This is a genomic window from Microbispora triticiradicis, from assembly GCF_005864065.1.
Classification (GTDB): domain Bacteria; phylum Actinomycetota; class Actinomycetes; order Streptosporangiales; family Streptosporangiaceae; genus Microbispora; species Microbispora triticiradicis.
On record NZ_VANP01000004.1, the window covers coordinates 327,727 to 346,093 of the forward strand.

At 73.6% G+C, this 18,367-nt stretch carries 15 protein-coding genes; 8 read left to right on the forward strand and 7 right to left on the reverse strand.

What is annotated here, in order from left to right; translation table 11 throughout:
* Positions 1-111: 111 nt before the first annotated feature.
* Entirely contained in the window at positions 112-801 is a 690-nt protein-coding gene (locus FED44_RS12910) for a response regulator (protein WP_138460777.1), read from the reverse strand.
* The gene (locus tag FED44_RS12915; protein WP_138460778.1) at positions 798-2,453 is read right to left on the reverse strand and encodes an ATP-binding protein; all 1,656 of its coding nucleotides are present in this window, start codon (positions 2,451-2,453) and stop codon (positions 798-800) included. The genes FED44_RS12910 and FED44_RS12915 overlap by 4 nt, the downstream gene beginning before the upstream one ends.
* A gap of 153 nt (positions 2,454-2,606) precedes the next feature.
* On the opposite strand from FED44_RS12915, the gene FED44_RS12920 reads away from it, so the two are divergent.
* Both FED44_RS12920 and FED44_RS12925 read left to right on the forward strand, forming a co-directional pair.
* Positions 2,607-3,212 (forward strand): class I SAM-dependent methyltransferase, encoded by a 606-nt coding sequence (locus FED44_RS12920; RefSeq protein WP_138460779.1) that lies wholly within the window; start codon positions 2,607-2,609, stop codon positions 3,210-3,212.
* A gap of 18 nt (positions 3,213-3,230) precedes the next feature.
* Positions 3,231-4,412, forward strand: coding sequence for an acyl-CoA dehydrogenase family protein (locus FED44_RS12925; protein ID WP_138460780.1), 1,182 nt, complete (start codon positions 3,231-3,233; stop codon positions 4,410-4,412).
* Between the two features lie 15 nt (positions 4,413-4,427).
* Here FED44_RS12925 and FED44_RS12930 read toward each other — a convergent pair whose 3' ends face one another.
* Positions 4,428-5,348, reverse strand: a complete 921-nt coding sequence (locus FED44_RS12930; RefSeq protein WP_138460781.1) for an alpha/beta hydrolase — start codon at positions 5,346-5,348, stop codon at positions 4,428-4,430.
* 13 nt (positions 5,349-5,361) lie between these two features.
* Complete coding sequence (locus FED44_RS12935; RefSeq protein WP_138460782.1) at positions 5,362-6,063, reverse strand: gamma-glutamyl-gamma-aminobutyrate hydrolase family protein; 702 nt, start codon at positions 6,061-6,063, stop codon at positions 5,362-5,364.
* Between the two features lie 307 nt (positions 6,064-6,370).
* On the opposite strand from FED44_RS12935, the gene FED44_RS12940 reads away from it, so the two are divergent.
* Positions 6,371-7,552 carry an FAD-binding oxidoreductase gene (locus FED44_RS12940; RefSeq protein ID WP_138460783.1) on the forward strand — a complete coding sequence of 394 codons (1,182 nt, stop codon included), beginning with the start codon at positions 6,371-6,373 and terminating at the stop codon, positions 7,550-7,552.
* A gap of 24 nt (positions 7,553-7,576) precedes the next feature.
* Entirely contained in the window at positions 7,577-8,653 is a 1,077-nt protein-coding gene (locus tag FED44_RS12945) for a WD40/YVTN/BNR-like repeat-containing protein (RefSeq protein WP_111698678.1), read from the forward strand.
* Positions 8,654-8,674: 21 nt separating this feature from the next.
* Here FED44_RS12945 and thyX read toward each other — a convergent pair whose 3' ends face one another.
* The 3 genes from thyX to FED44_RS12960 all read right to left on the reverse strand — a co-directional run bounded on the left by thyX (position 8,675) and on the right by FED44_RS12960 (position 13,020).
* Positions 8,675-9,457, reverse strand: a complete 783-nt coding sequence (gene thyX, locus FED44_RS12950) for an FAD-dependent thymidylate synthase (protein WP_111698680.1) — start codon at positions 9,455-9,457, stop codon at positions 8,675-8,677.
* Between the two features lie 117 nt (positions 9,458-9,574).
* The gene (locus FED44_RS12955) at positions 9,575-10,786 is read right to left on the reverse strand and encodes an amidohydrolase family protein (RefSeq protein WP_244301881.1); all 1,212 of its coding nucleotides are present in this window, start codon (positions 10,784-10,786) and stop codon (positions 9,575-9,577) included.
* A gap of 65 nt (positions 10,787-10,851) precedes the next feature.
* Positions 10,852-13,020 (reverse strand): anthranilate synthase component I, encoded by a 2,169-nt coding sequence (locus FED44_RS12960; RefSeq protein ID WP_396700307.1) that lies wholly within the window; start codon positions 13,018-13,020, stop codon positions 10,852-10,854.
* Positions 13,021-13,250: 230 nt separating this feature from the next.
* On the opposite strand from FED44_RS12960, the gene FED44_RS12965 reads away from it, so the two are divergent.
* From FED44_RS12965 to FED44_RS12980, 4 genes are all read left to right on the forward strand, one after another.
* Positions 13,251-14,909, forward strand: coding sequence for a CocE/NonD family hydrolase (locus tag FED44_RS12965; protein ID WP_187406091.1), 1,659 nt, complete (start codon positions 13,251-13,253; stop codon positions 14,907-14,909).
* Between the two features lie 184 nt (positions 14,910-15,093).
* A complete protein-coding gene (locus FED44_RS12970) occupies positions 15,094-15,318 on the forward strand; it encodes a DUF3311 domain-containing protein (protein ID WP_208758952.1) in 225 nt (74 codons plus the stop codon).
* Entirely contained in the window at positions 15,315-16,907 is a 1,593-nt protein-coding gene (mctP, locus tag FED44_RS12975) for a monocarboxylate uptake permease MctP (protein WP_111698686.1), read from the forward strand. The genes FED44_RS12970 and mctP overlap by 4 nt, the downstream gene beginning before the upstream one ends.
* 112 nt (positions 16,908-17,019) lie before the next feature.
* On the forward strand, positions 17,020-18,324 hold the full coding sequence (locus FED44_RS12980) for an amidohydrolase family protein (protein WP_111698688.1): 1,305 nt from the start codon (positions 17,020-17,022) through the stop codon (positions 18,322-18,324).
* The last annotated feature ends 43 nt before the right edge of the window (positions 18,325-18,367 follow it).

An 18,367-nucleotide genomic window follows, 5' to 3' on the forward strand; every position in this document is an offset into this window, starting at 1 on the left:
GGGCGCCGGACACAGACGTTAGGAGGGCCTTCTCGACGCCCGCTTCGCACGACCTTGGGAACGGCTAAACGGTCGCTTGTGGTCGATCACCCGCAGGGACCGCGGGGACACCTACATACCGGTGTCCCGGGCGTTCCGCGGAGGAGCCACGGGGGTGAAGGCGGCGTCCACCAGCCCGAACCGGTGCGCCATCACCGCCGCCTGCGTGCGGTTGCGCAGGCCCAGCTTCTCGGTGATGGCGGCGACGTGGCTCTTCACGGTCGTGACGCCCACGTGCAGCCGCCCGGCGATCTCGGCGTTGGACAGGCCCACGCCGATCAGCGTCAGCACCTGCGACTCGCGCTCGGTCAGGGCCGCCGGCGGCGGCAGCGCCTGCCGCTCGGCGGCCAGGGCCCGCTCGACGACCCGCCGCAGCACCGACGGCGCGAGCGGGGGCTCTCCCACCGCGGCCCGCCGCACGGCCTCGACCATGTGGGCGGGCGGGTCGTCCTTGACCAGGAAACCGAGCGCGCCCGCGCCCAGCGCGGCGTAGAGGTCCTCGTCCTCGGAGAACGTGGTGAGCACGACGATCCGCGCGGACGGCCGGGCGGCGAGGATCCTGCGGGTGGCCTCCAGCCCGTCGACGCGCGGCATGCGCAGGTCCATCAGCACGACGTCGGGGTGGTGCCGCTCGGCCAGCCGCACGGCCTCGGCTCCGTCGGCGGCCTCGCCGCACACCTCCATGTCCCCGGCCGCCTCCAGCATCATGCGGACGCCGGCCCGTACGAGGGCCTGGTCGTCGGCGACGACGACGCGGATCACGCGAACCTCCCTCTCACGCAGCGGTCGGGCGGGCTCTCACACGCGCCCTGGGGCGGGATGGGCAGCGAGGCGGTCAGCCGCCACCCGCCGTCCCCCGCCGGGCCCGCGGTGACGCGCCCCCCGAAGGCGCGGGCCCGCTCCCGCATGCCCGCGATGCCCTGGCCGTTGGACGGCAGCGCCTCCGGCGGGCGGGCCGGGCCCGGGCCGTTGCGCACCTCCACCTCCAGCGCGCCCTCGCGCGTCCGCACGCCGACCTCGGCCCAGGCGCCGGGCCCCGCGTGTTTCAGCACGTTGGTGAGCCCCTCCTGGACGATTCTGGCCGCCGCCGCGCGCAGCACCAGCGGGGCCAGGCACGCCTCGGGCGACTGCCGCAGGTCGACGTGCAGGCCGGCCGCCGACATCCGCGCCACGGCGTCCCGCAGCACGTCGCCGGGGTCGGCGAGCATGTCCGCGAGCGGGAGGTCGTCGCGCAGCGCCTCGGCGGGATCGCGCAGCACGGTGAGCAGGCCGCGCAGGTCCTCCAGGACGCGGTGCCCGGTCTCCCGGATGTCGTCCAGCGCCTCGGCGGCCGGGCCGTCCGCCCCGGCGTACTGGGCCGCGCTCGCCCGCAGGACCATCGCCCCCACATGGTGCGCCACGATGTCGTGGACCTCGCGGGCGATCCGCTCCCGCTCGGCCAGCCGCCCGGCCCTGGCCCGCTCGGCGGCCAGCTCGGCCGCGTGCCTGGCCTGCGCCTGCCGCGCGCCGACGTAGCGGCCGATCGCCACCGGGGCGGTCACCATCGTCATCAGCGCCACCACCCGGAACGGGGTGACGTCGGCCGGGTCGTCCACGGTCACGACGGCGGAGACCGAGCAGGTCAGCGCGTACGCCGCGGCGAGCCACGGCCAGGCGGCGCGGGTCGCGAACACGCCGAGGGCCACCAGGGCGAGCAGTTGCAGGCTGTTGCCGGTCCTCGGGACGTACTGGTCGGCGACGACCAGCGTGAGGCTCTCCAGCAGCAGGACCGCGCCGGGCAGGTGCCGCACGACGCCCAGCGCGAGCCCCGCGAGCATCACCCCCAGCGCGACCGCCCACACCGGCGGCACCCCGCTGTGCCAGTACGGCCAGGTGGTGAGCACCGCCAGCGCCACCCCGCCGCCGGCGAGGAGGAGGTCGAGCAGCGGGGCCGGGTCCTCCCTGCGCCGCCCCTCCTGGGTGCGCAGATAGCCGCCGATCAGCACCGGGGCGGCGATCAGGCCGGCCGAGTAGAACCACGTGTTCGCGGTGAGGGCGATGCCGGGGTCGGCGAGGTTCACGGCCGTCGCGACGCAGGCGAGCACGGCCACCGGGGCCGTCCAGCCCCACCCGCGCCCCCGGGCCAGCACGCCCACCGCGATGGGCAGCAGGATCTGGACGGTGTTGACGGTGAACGCGCCGACCTGGTCGCAGCCCACCAGCAGCGCGGCCAGGTAGACGGCCACCGGACCGGGCCATCGGCGCACCAGCCCCATCGGCAGCCCGGCCAGGAGCGCGAGTCCCAGCCCCACCCACACCGGGGCCGGACCGCTGCGGCCCGTCCAGGTTCCCGCGCTGACCAGCACGTCGAGGCCGGTCCCGCTCACCGCGAGGAACACGTCGAGGACCGGGCCACGCGAAAAGGGCCGCCGCATGGGGGAACGCTACCGAACTCCCGGGGCGGTGGCGGTCCTCCGGCCGGAGGACCGCGCCTCCTCCTTCTGGCCGCCCTCCGTGCGCCGACCGGCCGCCAGGTCGGCCCGTACTGCGGGCGGGCGGGGGCGGTGGCGCGCCCTAGCGTAACCGGCATGAACAGTGAGTCAGCGGTTCTCCTCGGTCAGTTCCTGCGCTCCCCGGCCGCCACGGGAGCGGTCGCGCCCAGCTCGCGGCGGTTGTCGCGGGCGGTGTGCGCACCGGTGCCCGAGGGGGGCGAGCCCGTCGTGGTGGAACTCGGACCGGGCACCGGGCCCTTCACCGCCGAGATCCAGCGGCGGCTCGCGGGCCGGGGACGGCATCTGGCCGTCGAGATCAACCCGCTCCTGGCCGGGCGGCTCTCGGCCCGTCACCCGGGGGTCGACCTGGTCGTCGGCAGCGCCGCGGACCTGCCCGCCCTGCTCGCCGAGCGGGGACTGGCCGCGGCCGACGTGATCGTCAGCGGGCTGCCCTGGGCGGCGTTCTCCCCAGGCCACCAGGCCGGGCTGCTGCGCGCGGCGGTCGCCGCGCTCGCTCCGGGCGGCGCGTTCACAACCTTCTCCTACGTCCACGCCCGCGCGCTGCCCGCGGCGCTGCGCTTCCGCCGCTCGCTGACGGCCTCATTCGAGGAGGTGGTGGCGGGCCGCACCGTGTGGCGCAACCTGCCGCCCGCCTTCGTCTACCACGCCCGCCGCCCCCGGGCGAGCGCCGTTCTCCGGTGACGGCTCTACAGTGACGGCATGGACTTCACCCTGCCGGAGAGCGCGCAGGCCGTGCGGCGCGGCGTCGCGGACGTCTGCGCGCGGTACGACATGGACTACTGGCAGCGCTGCGAGGCGGAGAAGCGCTGGCCGGAGGAGGTGTGGGCGGAGCTCGCCAAGGGCGGCTGGCTCGGCCTGGCCGTCCCGGAGGAGTACGGCGGGGCGGGCCAGGGCCTGCTCGAACTCGCGGTGGCCACCGAGACCCTGTCGGCCTCGGGCTCGGCCGGGGGCTCGGCGTTCATGTACGTGCTGACGCCGGGGTTCGGGGCGCTGACGCTGGCCAGGCACGGCTCGGCCGAGCAGAGAGCCGCCCTGCTGCCGAAGCTGGCGACGGGCGAGATGGAGACCTGCTTCGCGCTGACCGAGCCCGACGCCGGATCCAACTCGCTGGCGATCTCGACCTTCGCCCGCCGCGACGGCTCGGACTTCGTGGTGAACGGCCAGAAGGTCTGGATCACCGGGGTGCAGCGGGCCGCCCGGATGCTGCTGGTCACCCGGACGATCCCGGCGGAGCGGGCCCGGCCCCGCACCGACGGGCTGACGGTGTTCCTGGTCGACGTGCCCGAGGCGGTGCGGGCGGGCAGCCTGACCTACCGGCCCATCCCCAAAATGGGCGCGAACACCACGCCGTCCAACATGGTCTTCATCGACGACCTGCGGCTGCCCGCGTCCAGCGTGCTCGGCGAGGTGGACCGGGGCGTCGCCGTGCTGTGGGACGTGCTGAACCCCGAGCGCATCCTGCTGGCCGCGAGCGCGCTCGGCGCGGCCGAGGTGGCCCTGCGGGTGGGCGTGGACTACGCGAAGCAGCGGGAGGTCTTCGGCCGGCCCATCGGCGCGAACCAGGCCGTCGCGTTCCCGCTGGCGCGGGTCAAGGCCGAGATCGAGCTGGCCAGGCTGATGCTGTACAAGGCGGCCTGGTCCTTCGACAACGGACTGCCCTGCGGCACCGAGGCCAACATCGCCAAGCTGGCCGCCTCGCGGGCCGCGTGGGACGCGGCGGACGCCGCGTTCCAGACCCACGGCGGCATGGCCTACTCGCTGGAGTATCCCGTGGCCCGGCTGCTCGCCGACGCCAGGATCGGCAGGATCGCCCCGGTCACCGAGGAACTGCTGCTGAACCACCTGGCCACCCAGGTTCTCGGCCTGCCGAAAAGCTTCTGAGCGCTCGCTCGCGGGTCAGGCGAACGCCTCCTTGAGGCGCGCCGAGAGGAACTCGCGGCCCTCGACCGCCTGGTCGAAGAACCCGGGCAGGCCGAGGAAGCCGTGCAACGCGCCCTCGAAGGACCGGTGCTCCACCGGCACCCCGGCCTCCGCGAGCGCCCGCGCGTAGGCCGCGCCCTCGTCGCACAGCGGGTCGTACTCGGCCGTGATCACCGTCGCGGGCGCGAGACCCGACTTGTCCGGCAGGTGGAGCGGCGCCAGACGGGGGTCCCGCGGATCGGCGCCGCCCGCGTACTGCTCGACGAACCACCTCATCTCCGCCGCCTCCAGCCCGAACCCCTTCGCGTTCGCCCGGTAGCTGGGCGTGTCGCACGCGACGTCGACGACCGGGTAGATCAGCACCTGGTGGGAGAGATGGAGTCCCGCGTCCCTGGCGAGCCACGCGGCCACGGCCGCGAGGTTGCCGCCGGCACTGTCGCCGACGACCGCGACCCTGCCGGCGTCGCCGCCGTAGAAGCCGGGCCGGGCGTGCACGTCGCGGACCACCGCGAAGGCGTCGTCGGCCGCCGCCGGGAACGGATCCTCGGGCGCGAGACGGTAGTCCACCGAGACCACGACGGCGCCGGTACGCGCGGCGAGATCCCGCGCGAGAGGGTCGTTGCGCTCGACGCTGCCGAAGACCCAGCCACCGCCGTGGAAGTAGACGAGCACCGGCAGCGGGCGCTCCCCGGGCTCCGGGCGGTAGATCCGGACCGGGACCCCGGCCACCGTCTCGTCCCTGACCACCGGCAGGTCGATCCTCGGCCCGCGCTGCTCGGCCAGCCCGTCCATCGTCCGCATCTCGGCGATCTGCTCGCGGGTGAGGGAGGCGAGATCGGCGCCGAGGTCCGACGGGAACAGCGCGAGGTAGGCCGCGGCCTGGGGATGCAATGCCATGCCCGCAGGGTAATCAGGGGCGGGCGGCGTCCACCAGTGCCTCGATGAGGCGGTTGTCCGCACCGCGCTCGGGGTGCCACTGGACGCCGACGGCGAAACGGTGCCCCTGGAGCTCGACGCCCTCGACGATCTGGTCGTCCGCCCAGGCCACGGCGAGCAGGCCGGTGCCGAGACGCCGTACGGCCCGGCGGTGCGCGCCGGTCACCTCGGCGTGGTCGCCCACCGCCTTGCCCAGCCGGCTGGTCACGCTGATGGTCACGACGTGCTTCGCGGTCTCGTGCCGGTCGTGGCCCACGGCCGCGGGCAGGGAGGTGATCAGCGTGCCGCCCTGCGCCACGTTGAGCACATGCAGGCCGCGCGAGATCCCGAGCAGCGGCACGTCCGCCTCCACCGCCGCCTGGGCGAGCGCCACCTCGAAGCGGTCGCGGTGCGGCTGCGGCGCGGCGAGCCCGTCGCCGTCGTCCGGCTCCGCGGCGGAGGCCTCGCCGTACAGCGCGGGATCGACGTCGACGCCGCCGGCGAGGATGACGGCGTCCAGGCGGCGCACGTGATCGCCGGCGGACACCGGGCTCAGCGGCGGCAGCAGGACGGGCGCGCCGCCCGCCTTCTCGACCGCGCGCGCGTACGCGTGCGGCGACACCGCGGCCTCACGGACCCACGTCCCCCAGCGCGCGGCCTCGAGGTAGGTGGTGATGCCGACGATCGGACGCGCCATGGCGACTCCTGATGGTTCATGGGCGGGGCAGGGCCCATCATGGCGCAGCTTCTTTCCTTTTTGTCGACTTTTGGATCAGTAACCCCACCAGTCACACCAGTCACAAGGCAAGGATCACGAAAAATAACGAAGCCTTCACAGCTGGTTGCCTTGCCATGAATCGGTTGTGACGCACCGAAGTGAGTGGAACACTCCGCAGTGAGCGACCGGTCGGGCCGGGGCCTCCGGCGCTCGTCACCCGGAGCCGTCAGGGAGGTGGATCGACAGACCGGAGCACACCTCCGGTCCCTAGGGTGGGACACAACCGATGTCGTTGAACGCGCGCCTGATCAAGGAAAGCTTCGCGCTCGTCGAACCCGTCGCGGGGCGGGCCTCCGCGTACTTCTACGGACTGCTGTTCGCGCACCGCCCCAGCCTGCGCGGGATGTTCCCGCCGGACATGGCGGCGCCGCGCGGCCGGCTCTTCGACGTCCTCAGGAGGGTCGTCAGGGAGCTCGACAGCCCCGAGGGACTGACGTCCTATCTCGCCGGGCTGGGCCGCGACCAGCGCAGGTACGGCTTCTCCCCTGAACACCACACGGCCGCCGGCGCCGCCCTGCTCGCGACGATGAGGCGCTTCGCCGCGCGGATCTGGACCGAGGAGACCGAGGCGGCCTGGAGCGAGGCGTACGCCATGGCCTCGCGGATCATGATCGACGCGGCCGCGGCGGAGACCACTCCCCCCTGGTGGCTGGCGGAGGTGACGGGCCACGAGGCGCGCTGCCGCGACATCGCGGTCCTCACGCTCCGCCCGTCGCAGCGGATGGACTTCGTCCCCGGGCAGCACGTCCCGGTGCAGACGGCCAGGTGGCCGCGGGTGTGGCGGCGCTTCTCCATCGCCAACGCCCCCCGCGCGGACGGCACGCTGCGCCTGCACGTGCGGGCCGTGCCCGGCGGCTGGGTGAGCTCGGCCCTGGTCCGCCACACGCGTCCCGGCGACCAGCTGCTGCTCGGCCCGCCCGCGGGCACGATGGCGCCGCCCGAGTCGGACCGGGACCTCCTGTGCGTCGCCGGCGGCACCGGGCTCGCGCCGATCAAGGCCGTCATGGAGCACGTCATCGCCTCCGGCCGCCGCCCCAACATCCACCTGCTGTTCGGGGTGCGGCACGCGGGCGACCTGTACGACATGCCGGACCTGACGCGGCTGGCGGCGGGCTTCCCCTGGCTACGGGTGCTGCCGGTGGTCTCCGACGACCCCGCCTACCAGGGGCTGCGCGGCCGGCTCCCCGACGTCGTGGACGCGTTCCCCTCCTGGAGCGGGCACGAGGTGTACGTCTGCGGCCCGCCCCCCATGGTGGACGCGACCGTACGGCGCCTGCGGCGCTCGGGGGTGCCGCTCGCCCGGATCCACCGCGACGCCGATCCGGAGCGAGACCGCGATCGGAGCGACCCGACCGAAACAGCGGGCACGCCGGACCGATTCCTGGCAGGATTCGAATCGAAAACATGATCGATATCCGGACAGGGAGGACGCATGCCCGCACTACTCGCGATCGGCACCCGAAAAGGATTGTTCCTGGCACACTCCTCGAACGGCGGGCCGTTCGAGGTCGACCCCGTGCGCTTCTCCACCATCGGCGTCCCCTCCGTCGCCGTCGACACGCGCGGGCCGGCGCCCCGGATCCTGGCCGGGATCGAGTACGGCCACTTCGGGCCGTCCGTCCTGTGGTCGGATGACCTCGGCGAGACGTGGCAGGAGGCGGCCACCCCGCCGGTCGCCTTTCCCGAGCGCACCGGGGCCGCGCTGGCCCGGGTGTGGCAGCTCCAGCCGTCGCCGGCCGAGCCGGGGGTGGTGTGGGCGGGCGCCGAGCCGGCCGCGCTGTTCCGCTCGGAGGACGGCGGGGCCACCTACACCCTGGTCGAGGGCCTGTGGGACCACCCCACCCGGCCCCGGTGGCAGCCCGGGGGCGGCGGGCTGTGCCTGCACACCGTGATCCCGCACCCCACCGACCCCGGGCGGCTCGGCGTCGCCGCCTCCGCCGTCGGCTTCTTCCGCAGCGACGACGCCGGGGCCACCTGGCGGCCGTCCAACACCGACATCCGCGCGCCCTTCCTGCCCGAGGGAGCGCAGTATCCCGAGTTCGGGCAGTGCGTGCACAAGGTGGCGCAGCATCCCGCGCGCCCCGAGCGGCTCTATCTCCAGCACCACTTCGGCGTCTACCGGTCTGACGACTTCGGCGGCTCCTGGACGGAGATCGGTTCCGGGCTGCCCTCCGACTTCGGGTTCCCGATCGCGGTGCATCCGGACGACCCCGACCGGCTGTACGTCTTCCCGCTGCACGGCGACGTCGACCGCACGCCCGTCGGCCACCGGTGCCGGGTGTTCCGCAGCGACGACGCCGGGGCCACCTGGCAGGGCTTCTCGGAGGGTCTGCCCGAGGGCCCGGCGCACGCCTCCGTCCTCAGGGACGCCATGACCGCCGGGCCCGCCGGGGTGTTCTTCGGCACCCGGGACGGCGAGGTGTACGGCTCCGCCGACGCGGGCGAGACCTGGACGCTGATCGCCCGCCACCTGCCCGACGTCCTGTGCGTGCGGGCCGCCGTGCTGTAGAAGCCGCCTAGGGGCGACTGCTCAGACCTTGCGGTAGCCGGGGATCCAGGCGCCGTCCTCGACCGTGTAGTCGCCGAACAGCGCCGGGGCCTCCGCCCGCATGATCTCCCCGATGCGGTTGAACACGAGGCGGATCTCCTCCTCCGCCCCGGCGGCCGTACGGGACTCGATCGTGTGGCGGAGGGTGCGCACGTTGGCCGTCCAGACCAGGCCCGTCGCGACGCCCTCGGGGGCGAAGCGCCGCATGAACGAGGTGCGGTGCTTCTTCTCCGAGAACGGCACGCCGTCGGCGTCCAGCCCGAAGTGGGCGGACATCCAGTTCTGGAACTCCTCCATCCGGTCGAGCATCTCGGTCGCCCGCTTCATCAGCTCGGCGTCCTCGCGCGCCCACTCGGGGAACCAGAACGGCAGGTCGTTCAGCCGGACGAACCGCAGCGACTCCTGCGAGATCGCCACCCCCGGCCGGTGCCGCACGAGCTCGTGGGTCATCACGCGCGAGACGTTGTGCAGCACGAAGCTGAAGCTGGCGTGCTCCAGGACGCTGCCGTGCGCGCTGGCCAGGATGTTGCGCAGGTACGCCTCCTGGTCGGCGCGGACCCGCACCACGTTGGGGTTGAGCCCCGGCTCGAAGGAGCGGTAGCACAGCCGCCCGGCGAACTCGGCGAGGTCCTGCGCGTCGAAGTCGCCGCGCTCCAGCCGCTCCAGCCAGCTCTCCCCGCCGACCTCCCGCAGGTAGCGGGCCAGCTCGTCGTAGTCGACGGACGGCTTGGCGACGAGGAAGACCTCGGGCTCGACGCTGCGCATTCAGATCCCCGTTGAGTCGGTGCCGGTTGTGACGGGTCCAAGCAAACCAGCTCAGGCCCCACGATCGCGACTCGGGGGTGGGGCGCGAGGGCGTCGCCTTTACCTTGTAGATTCGGTTCAGAGGCGGTAGACGCGGCGGGCGTTGGCCGAGCCGATCATGTGGGCGATCCGGGCCGCGTCGGAGACGCTCCACTCTCCCTCGGCGATCCGGCCGGCCAGCAGCCGGGCCAGCCCGCGGCGGTGATAGAGGGCGGCCAGATAGCACAGCTCGGCTGCGCCGTGGCAGCCGGAGCCGTACATCTGCTTGTGGAACGGCACCAGCTCCAGCAGTTCGCGCAGGATGTGGGCCGAACCCGCCCCGGTGAGCGCCACGGCGAGCCCGGCGTCCACGTAGACGTGCGGGAAGACGCTCGCGAGGTACGCCGCCTGGCGGTGGTGGGGATAGCAGTGCACCAGCACGACCGGCACCCCGAGCGGGGCGAGGGCGCGGACGAACCCCGTGAGCCGCGCCGGATCCGCGTCACCGAAAGCGGCGTCCCCGGAGGCTCCGTCCCCGTGAGCGTCCTCCGAGAAGGCGCAGTGGATCTGGATCGGCAGGCTCCGCTCCCTCGCCACGTCGGCGGCGGCCCACAGCAGGTGCCGGGCGAGGACCGGGTCGGCGAGGCGGGCCTTGGGGTCGGCGAGCCTGCGGCCGGCCGCGGCGATCACGCTGCCGCGGGAGGGCCGGAAGAGGTCGGAGCCGGGCCAGCGGCGGTGCGCGGCGACCGTCTTCAGCCCGGCGGCGCGGGCCGCGCGGGCCGCGAGCTCGTCCCGCAGCGCGCCCGCGTAGCCGACGGCGGGCAGGCCCGCCTCGGCGACGTCCCGCTCGACCTCCTCCAGCCGGACGATCTCGTCGGCCACGGCGCCGCCGAGCCGCCCCATCTCGGCGGGCCCGAGCAGGCCGGGCGACTCCGGGCCGGCGTCCACCAGGAAGGCCGAGACGCAGGAGCCGCGCAGCAGCCGCCGGTTCACCTCGGCGGCGCCGAGCTCGGCGCGGCGGGACAGGTACACCGCGGCCGAGGCGTGCGGTTCCAGCCCGAGGACCGGCGCGCACCAGCGCCGGATGGCCGCGCCCGCCGGGGTGTCGAAGTGGGTGGTGCCGGGTGGCGCGGGCGCGCCGCCCTCGGCGACCAGCTGCTCGAACCCCGAACGCGGCGGGTCGTCGCGCCGCACCCCGTGGCAGTGCTGGTCGACCATCGGCGCGAGCAGGGCCGCGCGCACCGCGTCGGGGACGGGCACGGGCAACGGGTCCGCGGGAAGCGGCGGGGCATCGGGTCGCGTCTCCGGCACGGCAGAGGACTCTACGGCTCCCCCGCCGCGCCGGCGCCGCGCAAGGACGGCTCTTTACCCGCCGTCTACCGGGCGCAGAGACGCAGCACGTTGGCGATGATCCTCGCCCCCGCGCGGCCCTCGGTGGTCAGGATCGACTCGGGGTGGAACTGCACGCCGAAGCGCAGGTTCTCGGTGTCCTCGACGGCCATCGCCGCGCCGTCCGGCGTGAACGCCGTGACCCGGAAGCCGGTGACGCCCTGCTCCTTGGCGTGCAGGGAGTGGTAGCGGGCCGCGACGAACTCGCCGGGCAGGCCGTCGAGCAGCGCGCTGTCACCCTCACGGCGGACGCGCCCGCGCTTGCCGTGCTCCGGGTACGGCAGCAGTTCCAGCGTGCCGCCGGCCTGCTCGACCATCGCCTGCAGGCCGAGGCACACCCCGAAGACCGGCAGCCTCCGGGCGTACAGCGCCTCCAGCAGGGCGGCGCAGCCGAAGTCGGACGGCCAGCCGGGGCCGGGCGACAGCACCACGAGCGTGGGCGCGATCTCGTCGAGCTTCTCCATCGGGAAGCCGTGCCGCAGCGTGACCACCGACGCGCCCTGCTGCCGGAAGTAGTCGGCGAGGGTGTTGACGAAGGAGTCCTCGTGGTCGACGAGCAGCACCCGGTGACCCTCCCCCGGCAGGTCCGCGGGGGGCGCCGCCGGGGCGTCCTCCCGCGGGCGGGTGGCCGCGGCGAGCGCGCCGAGCAGGGCGCTGGCCTTGAGCTCGGTCTCCCGCTCCTCGGCCTCGGGGTCGGAGTCGTAGAGCAGCGTGGCCCCGGCGCGCACGGTGGCCACGCCGTCGCGGATCTGCGCGGTGCGCAGGGTCAGGCCGGTGTTCATCGAGCCGTCGAAGCCGATGAAGCCGACGGCGCCGCCGTACCAGCGCCGGGTGGTCTCCTCGTGGTCCTCGATGAACTGCATGGCCCACGTCTTGGGGGCGCCGGTGACGGTGACCGCCCACATGTGGGTGAGGAACGCGTCGAGCGCGTCGAACTCAGGGCGCAGGCGGCCCTCGATGTGGTCGACGGTGTGGATCAGCCGGGAGTACATCTCGATCTGCCGCCGCCCGATCACCCGGACGCTGCCGGGGACGCAGATGCGCGACTTGTCGTTGCGGTCCACGTCCGTGCACATGGTCAGCTCCGACTCCTCCTTCACGCTGGACAGGAGGGTGCGGATCGCCTCGGCGTCCTCGACCGGGTCGGCACCGCGGGCGATGGTGCCGGAGATCGGGCAGGTCTCGATCCGGTCGCCGGTCACCCGCACGTACATCTCGGGCGAGGCGCCGACGAGGTGCTCACCGTCGCCGAGGTTCAGCAGGAACTCGTACGGCGCGGGGTTGGCGGCGCGCAGGGAGCGGTAGAAGGCGGCGGGGTCGGTGCAGACCGAGTGGAAGACCTGGCCGGGGACGACCTCGAACAGGTCGCCGCGCTGGAACTTCTCCTTGGCCTCGGCGACGACGCGGGAGTAGGTGCCCCTGACCGGGTCGGGCGGGACCGCGCCGGGCGTGACGAGGGGCGTCGTCTCGCCGGAGCGCTCCATGCCGTGGGTGGAGGCGCCGTCCACGGTGAACTCGTAGCGGTACTCCGTGCTGGTCTCCCGGACCCGGTCGATCACGACGAGCCGGTCCGGGAGGTGGAGCACCAGGTCGCGCTGGTCGCCGGGGCGGGTCAGGCGGTAGCGGATGGGCTCGAACTGGAACGCGAGGTCGTAGCCGAAGGCGCCGTACAGGCCGAGGTGCGGGTCGTCGCCGCGGAAGGCGGCGATGACCTCGCGGATGGCGGTGAAGACGGTGGGCCGGCGGCTGCGCATCTCCTCCGGGAACAGGTCCTCGGACTCGGCGACGTGCACCTCGACGAAGCCGGGCGTCGGCTCCGACACCGGCTTGCCCGCCGCCAGCAGGCAGGAGGCGACGACGGGCAGCACGACCTGGCCGCGCTCGTTGAGCGCCCGCGCGGAGATCCGGCGCCCCCGCGCGACGATCTCCAGGCAGGGGTCGACGTAGCCGAAGGCCCATCGGCTGTAGCGCCCGGGGTAGTCCATGCCGGAGGAGAAGGCTCCGCCGCGCCGCTCGGCGAGCGACGTGACGATCTCCTCCAGCGCCTCCTCGGGCACCTCGCGCACGGCCCGCTCGACCGCGATGCCGCCCGCGGTGGTATATCCGCTGATCTCCACTGTCCACGCCCCTTTTTTCGTATGCCCCGGGGCGGACATACAGAAGGCCGCCACTCACGGGGCGGCCGGTCTCCTCGATGCGAAGAATGCGAAAACGCCGCCAGCTAGCGGCGCCACCACTGGGAGGGTGCAGGAGTTCGCATGGGAAAAGCGTAGCGGCGAGGGCCGCGATCATGCAACGCGACATGGCTGGAAGCACGGCCACCGGATAGATATTCTGTTACTGAGCAGGAAACCCGCTCTCGGCTCCGCCGGGAAGGGAGGTCGGCATGGTCCGGGTGCCGGTGCGGATACCGGTGGGCCGTCGCGCTCCCGCAGGCCCGTACGGGCCGCCCGGCCTGCGGGTCCGGGTCCGCCGCGACGTGCCCGTGCCGATGCCGGACGGCGTGACCCTCCTGGCCGACCACTACGCCCCGGTGGGCGCGGCCCGGCCGCCGACGATCCTGATCCGCACGCCGTACGGGCGGGCCGGGGTGGTCGGCTGGATGTACGGCTGGACCTTCGCCCGGCACGGCTTCCAGGTCCTGCTGCAGAGCTGCCGGGGCGGCTTCGGCTCCGGCGGCGTGCTCGACCCCCTCGTCCACGAGCAGGCGGACGGGCTGGCGACGGTCGAGTGGATGCGGGCGCAGTCGTGGTACGGCGGCTCGTTCGCCATGCACGGGCCCTCCTACCTCGGGTACACGCAGTGGGCCATCGCCGCCGAGACGCCGGACCTGCGGGCGATGTCCGTCCAGGTGACCGCCTCGTGCTTCCGCGACGCGGCGTACGTCGGGGGGTCGTTCGCCCTGGAGTCCACCCTGATCTGGACGACCCTCACCGCCCACCTGGAGGGCAGGCTGGGAGGCGCGGCCGCGCTCATCGCGCCCCGGCGCACACGGCGGGCCGTGCTGTCGGGCCTGGCGGGCCACTCGCTGCCGGAGCTCGACCTGCTGTCGGCGGGCCGCCCGCTGCCGTTCTTCCGCGACCTGCTGGCCCATCACGGCGAGGCCCTCTGCGCCTACTGGGAGAAGAGGGACTTCTCGGCGTCGGTGGGCCAGGTCGGCGCGGAGATCACGATGACCGGCGGCTGGTACGACGTGTTCCTGCCCTGGCAGCTCAAGGACTACGCGGCGCTGCGGGCGGCCGGGCGGCGGCCGCACCTGACGATCGGGCCGTGGTACCACGCCGACATCCGGCACGGCCGGGCGGCCAACGCCGACGCCCTCGCCTGGTTCCGCGCCCACCTGCTCGGCGACTCGTCGGGGCTGCGCCCGTCCCCCGTCCGGCTGTTCGTCACCGGCGCCGGCGAGTGGCGGGACGAGCCGGACTGGCCGCCGCCGGGCATGCGGCCCGAGCGCTGGCACCTGCAGCCGGGTTCCGCCCTGTCCACCGCGAACCCGGCGGGCGGCGAGCCGGACCGCTACCGCTACGACCCGGCGCACCCCACGCCGGTGATCGGCGGCCCGGTGCTGATCGGCAACTCCGAGCCCAGGGACAACCGGCGGCTGGAGGCCCGGCGGGACGTGCTCGTCTACACCTCCGCCCCGCTCGGCCGGGACACCGAGATGATCGGCCCGGTACGCGCCGAGCTGTTCGTCCGCACCGGCAGGGAGCACACGGACTTCGTCGTGCGGGTGTGCGACGTCCATCCCGGCGGCGCGTCGATGAACGTCTGCGAGGGGGTGCGCCGCCTGACCCCCGCCGACCGCGGCGACGAGGACGGCGTGCGGCGGGTGGAGATCGACCTGTGGCCGATGGGCCACCGGTTCCGCCGCGGGCACCGGATCCGGGTGCAGGTGGCGAGCGGGGCCTATCCGCGCATCGCCCGCAACCCCGGCACCGGGGCGCCTCTCACGGCGGGCAGCCCGATGGTCGCCTCCGACCAGGAGGTGCTGCACGATCCCGCCCATCCCTCCGCGGTGATCCTCCCCGCCGTCGCCCCCACCTGACCGCCTGACGACGCGCTTGACCGGTTGTCGCTGGGCGCGCCGACACGACCGTTCACCGATCGGTGATCCTCCTGTTACTCCCGCGTCCCTAATCTGCGGCCGAGTAACCGTCCCGCTGATCCCGTGACCGGCCGTCGCGCGGATCTGCCGGGCACGCCTGGTCCGTGTCCGATTGGAGAACGTCTTGACGACTCCTGATCGCAGCGATGGCCGCAGCGACGACCGCAGCCCGCTGAACTGGCTGTTGCCGCTCCCCATCGCGATCCCGCTCCTCCCACCCCTGTTCAACGCCGTGGAACCGCGCCTGTTCGGGATCCCGCTGTTCTACTGGCTGCAACTCGCCTTCATCGTGCTCGGCGTCACCACGACCACCCTCGTCTACCGCGCGACGAGGAGGAGGAACCGGTGAAGACCACCGAGATCGTCATCTTCGCGCTGCTGTTCCTGCTCGTCAGCGGCCTGGGTTTCGTGGCCGCCCGCTGGCGCCGTCCGGGCGACCTCGCCACCCTGAACGAGTGGGGCCTCGGCGGGCGCGGCTTCGGCGGCTGGATCACCTGGTTCCTGGTCGGCGGCGACCTCTACACGGCCTACACGTTCGTGGCCGTGCCCGCCCTGATCTTCGGCGCGGGCGCCATGGGGTTCTACGCCGTGCCGTACACCGTGGTCGTCTATCCCATGGTCATGCTCGTGCTGGTGCGGCTGTGGTCGGTCTCGCACGTGCACAACCTGGTCACCCCGGCCGACTTCGTCCGGCTCCGCTTCGGCTCCCCCACGCTGGCCCTGCTGGTCGCGATCACCGGCATCGTCGCGACGATGCCGTACATCGCGCTGCAGCTCATCGGCATCGAGGCGGTGCTGAAGACGATGGGCGTGACCGGCGACCTGCCGCTGATCATCGCGTTCGCGATCCTCGCGGCCTACACCTACCAGTCCGGGCTGCGGGCCCCCGCGCTGATCGCGTTCGTCAAGGACTCGCTGATCTACCTGGTGATCCTGGTCGCGATCGTCTACATCCCGGCCAAGCTCGGCGGCTGGGCGTCGATCTTCGACGCCGCCAAGGCGAAGTTCGACGCGACCCCCGCGCCCGGCGACGGCATCACTCTCAACGCGAACAACCAGCTTCAGTACGTCACGCTGGCGCTCGGCTCGGCGCTGGCGCTGTTCCTCTATCCCCACAGCGTCACCGGGATCCTCGCCACGCGCGACCGGAACGTGATCAAGCGGAACATGTCGGCCCTGCCGGCCTACAGCCTGCTGCTCGGCCTGATCGCGCTGCTCGGCTACATGGCGATCGCGGCCGGGGTCACGCCGATCGGCAAGGACGGCAACACGATCACGCCGCAGCTGTTCGACAAGCTCTTCCCCGACTGGTTCGCGGGGGTGGCCTTCGCGGCCATCGGCATCGGCGCACTCGTGCCCGCCGCCATCATGTCGATCGCGGCGGCCAACCTGTTCGCCCGCAACATCTACCGTGAGTACCTCAACCGGGACGCCACCCCGGCCCAGGAGGCCAGGGTCAGCAAGATCGCGTCGTTGGTCGTGAAGGTCGGCGCGGTGCTGGTCATCCTGGGCATCGACCCGCAGTTCTCCATCGACCTCCAGCTGATCGGCAGCGTGATCATCCTGCAGACGCTGCCGTCGGTGGGTCTCGGCCTCTACACCCGGTGGTTCCACCGCGGCGGCCTGATCGCCGGATTGGCCGCGGGCATGACGGCCGGGATGCTGCTGCTCTACAACATCGCCAACCCCGCCACCAAGCACGAGCACTTCGGCGGCTCTGCCTTCCCGCTGGAGAAACTCGGGTTCGACACCAAGATCACGGTCTACGCCGGGCTCCTCGCGCTGATCGTCAACCTGGTGGTCGCCGTGCTCGGGACCCTCGTGGCCCGCGCGCTCAGGAGCGCCGACGGCCCCGACGGGACCCGGCCGGAGGACTACTTCGCCGACAAGGGCGACCCGCGCGTCCACGAACTGGAGACCACCGCGCCCGCGTCCTGACCGTTCGCGTACGACTTGTGGCCGGCTTGACGCGGCGGCTCGCCCGCGTGAAGCCGGCCCCAAGCACGCGGTGGGACAAAGAGGCATCACCGCGAACAGCAAGGAGACGAGGATGCCTCTCAACACCGACCTGGTGGTCACCGGCGGGCACGTGCTCAGCATGGACCCGGCCGTGCCGGACGGGCCCGCCGACGTCGTCGTCCGGGACGGCGTGATCGTCTCGGTCGGGCCCGCCGCGGAGACCTCCCCGCGGGCCCGCGTCGTGGACGCCACCGGCTGCGTCGTGCTGCCGGGGCTGATCGACACCCACCGTCACACCTGGCAGTCGGCGCTGCGCCACATCGGCCTGGACTGGAGCCTGACCGACTACCTCGGCGCGGCGTTCCTCGGGCTCGGCCCGAACTTCCGGCCCGAGGACGTCTACGCGGGCACCCTGATCGGCGCGCTCGGCGCGCTGGAGTCCGGGATCACCACCCTGGTCGACTGGTCCCACATCCAGAACACCCCCGAGCACGGCGACGCCGCCGTCGCCGCGCTGCGCGACAGCGGGATCCGGGGCGTGTTCGCGTACGGCTGGCCGCAGACGGACGCGCTGAGCTGGGTGGGCGAGCACAGCGACGCGGAGCTGCCCGCCGACGTCCGCCGGATCAGGGACGTGCTCCACGACGACGCCGCCCGCGTGACGATGGCCCTGGCGGCGCGCGGGCCCGAGATGTCGGCCCCCACCGCCACCCGGCGCGACCTGCTGCTCGCGCGGGAGCTCGGCCTGCGGGTCACCATGCACGTCGGCAGGGCGGGCAGCGTCGGGCACCTGAACGAGGAGGGCCTGCTCGACGAGACGGTCACCCTGGTCCACGCGAGCGCCGTCGGCGACGACGAGCTGAAGCTCGCCGCCGACGCGGGCGCCACCGCGAGCGTGGCGCCGTTCATCGAGACGACCATGCCCGGGCTCGGCTCGCCCGCCACCGGACGCCTCCTGCGGGCGGGCGTCGTCACCGGGCTCGGCGCCGACACCGAGATCGCCACCTCGGGGGACATGTTCACGCAGATGCGGGCCGCGCTGGCCCACCACCGCTTCACCGAGGACGGCGCGCCGCTGACCGCGGGCCGCCTGCTGCGGATGGCCACCGCCGACGGCGCGGCGGTGGCCGGTCTCGGGGCGGTCACCGGCAGCCTCACCCCCGGCAGGCGGGCCGACCTCGTGGTGGTCGACACCGGCACCCCCGCCATGGCCCCGGTGCTCGACCCCCTCGCCTCCGTCGTGCTCGCCGCCCATCCCGGGCTGGTCCGTACGGTGGTGTGCGACGGCGTGCTCGTCAAGCACGACGGAGTGCTCACGGGGCCGGTCGCGCGGGCCCGGGAGGCCGCGGCCGAGAGCCTCGCCCACCTGCGCCGCGCCGTGCCCGGCCTGCTGTGAGCACCGGAGCCCCTCCGCCGGGGCGTGCGGAGGGGCTCCGGGC

What these genes read in the sequence shown, in the direction of transcription:
- FED44_RS12915 (WP_138460778.1), bottom strand. Translation starts at nt 2,453, where the DNA reads ATGCGGCGGCCCTTTTCGCGTGGCCCGGTCCTCGACGTGTTCCTCGCG.
- FED44_RS12920 (WP_138460779.1), top strand. Translation starts at nt 2,607, where the DNA reads ATGAACAGTGAGTCAGCGGTTCTCCTCGGTCAGTTCCTGCGCTCCCCG.
- FED44_RS12925 (WP_138460780.1), top strand. Translation starts at nt 3,231, where the DNA reads ATGGACTTCACCCTGCCGGAGAGCGCGCAGGCCGTGCGGCGCGGCGTC.
- FED44_RS12930 (WP_138460781.1), bottom strand. Translation starts at nt 5,348, where the DNA reads ATGGCATTGCATCCCCAGGCCGCGGCCTACCTCGCGCTGTTCCCGTCG.
- FED44_RS12935 (WP_138460782.1), bottom strand. Translation starts at nt 6,063, where the DNA reads ATGGCGCGTCCGATCGTCGGCATCACCACCTACCTCGAGGCCGCGCGC.
- FED44_RS12940 (WP_138460783.1), top strand. Translation starts at nt 6,371, where the DNA reads ATGTCGTTGAACGCGCGCCTGATCAAGGAAAGCTTCGCGCTCGTCGAA.
- FED44_RS12945 (WP_111698678.1), top strand. Translation starts at nt 7,577, where the DNA reads ATGCCCGCACTACTCGCGATCGGCACCCGAAAAGGATTGTTCCTGGCA.
- thyX (WP_111698680.1), bottom strand. Translation starts at nt 9,457, where the DNA reads ATGCGCAGCGTCGAGCCCGAGGTCTTCCTCGTCGCCAAGCCGTCCGTC.
- FED44_RS12960 (WP_396700307.1), bottom strand. Translation starts at nt 13,020, where the DNA reads ATGTCCGCCCCGGGGCATACGAAAAAAGGGGCGTGGACAGTGGAGATC.
- FED44_RS12965 (WP_187406091.1), top strand. Translation starts at nt 13,251, where the DNA reads ATGGTCCGGGTGCCGGTGCGGATACCGGTGGGCCGTCGCGCTCCCGCA.
- FED44_RS12980 (WP_111698688.1), top strand. Translation starts at nt 17,020, where the DNA reads ATGCCTCTCAACACCGACCTGGTGGTCACCGGCGGGCACGTGCTCAGC.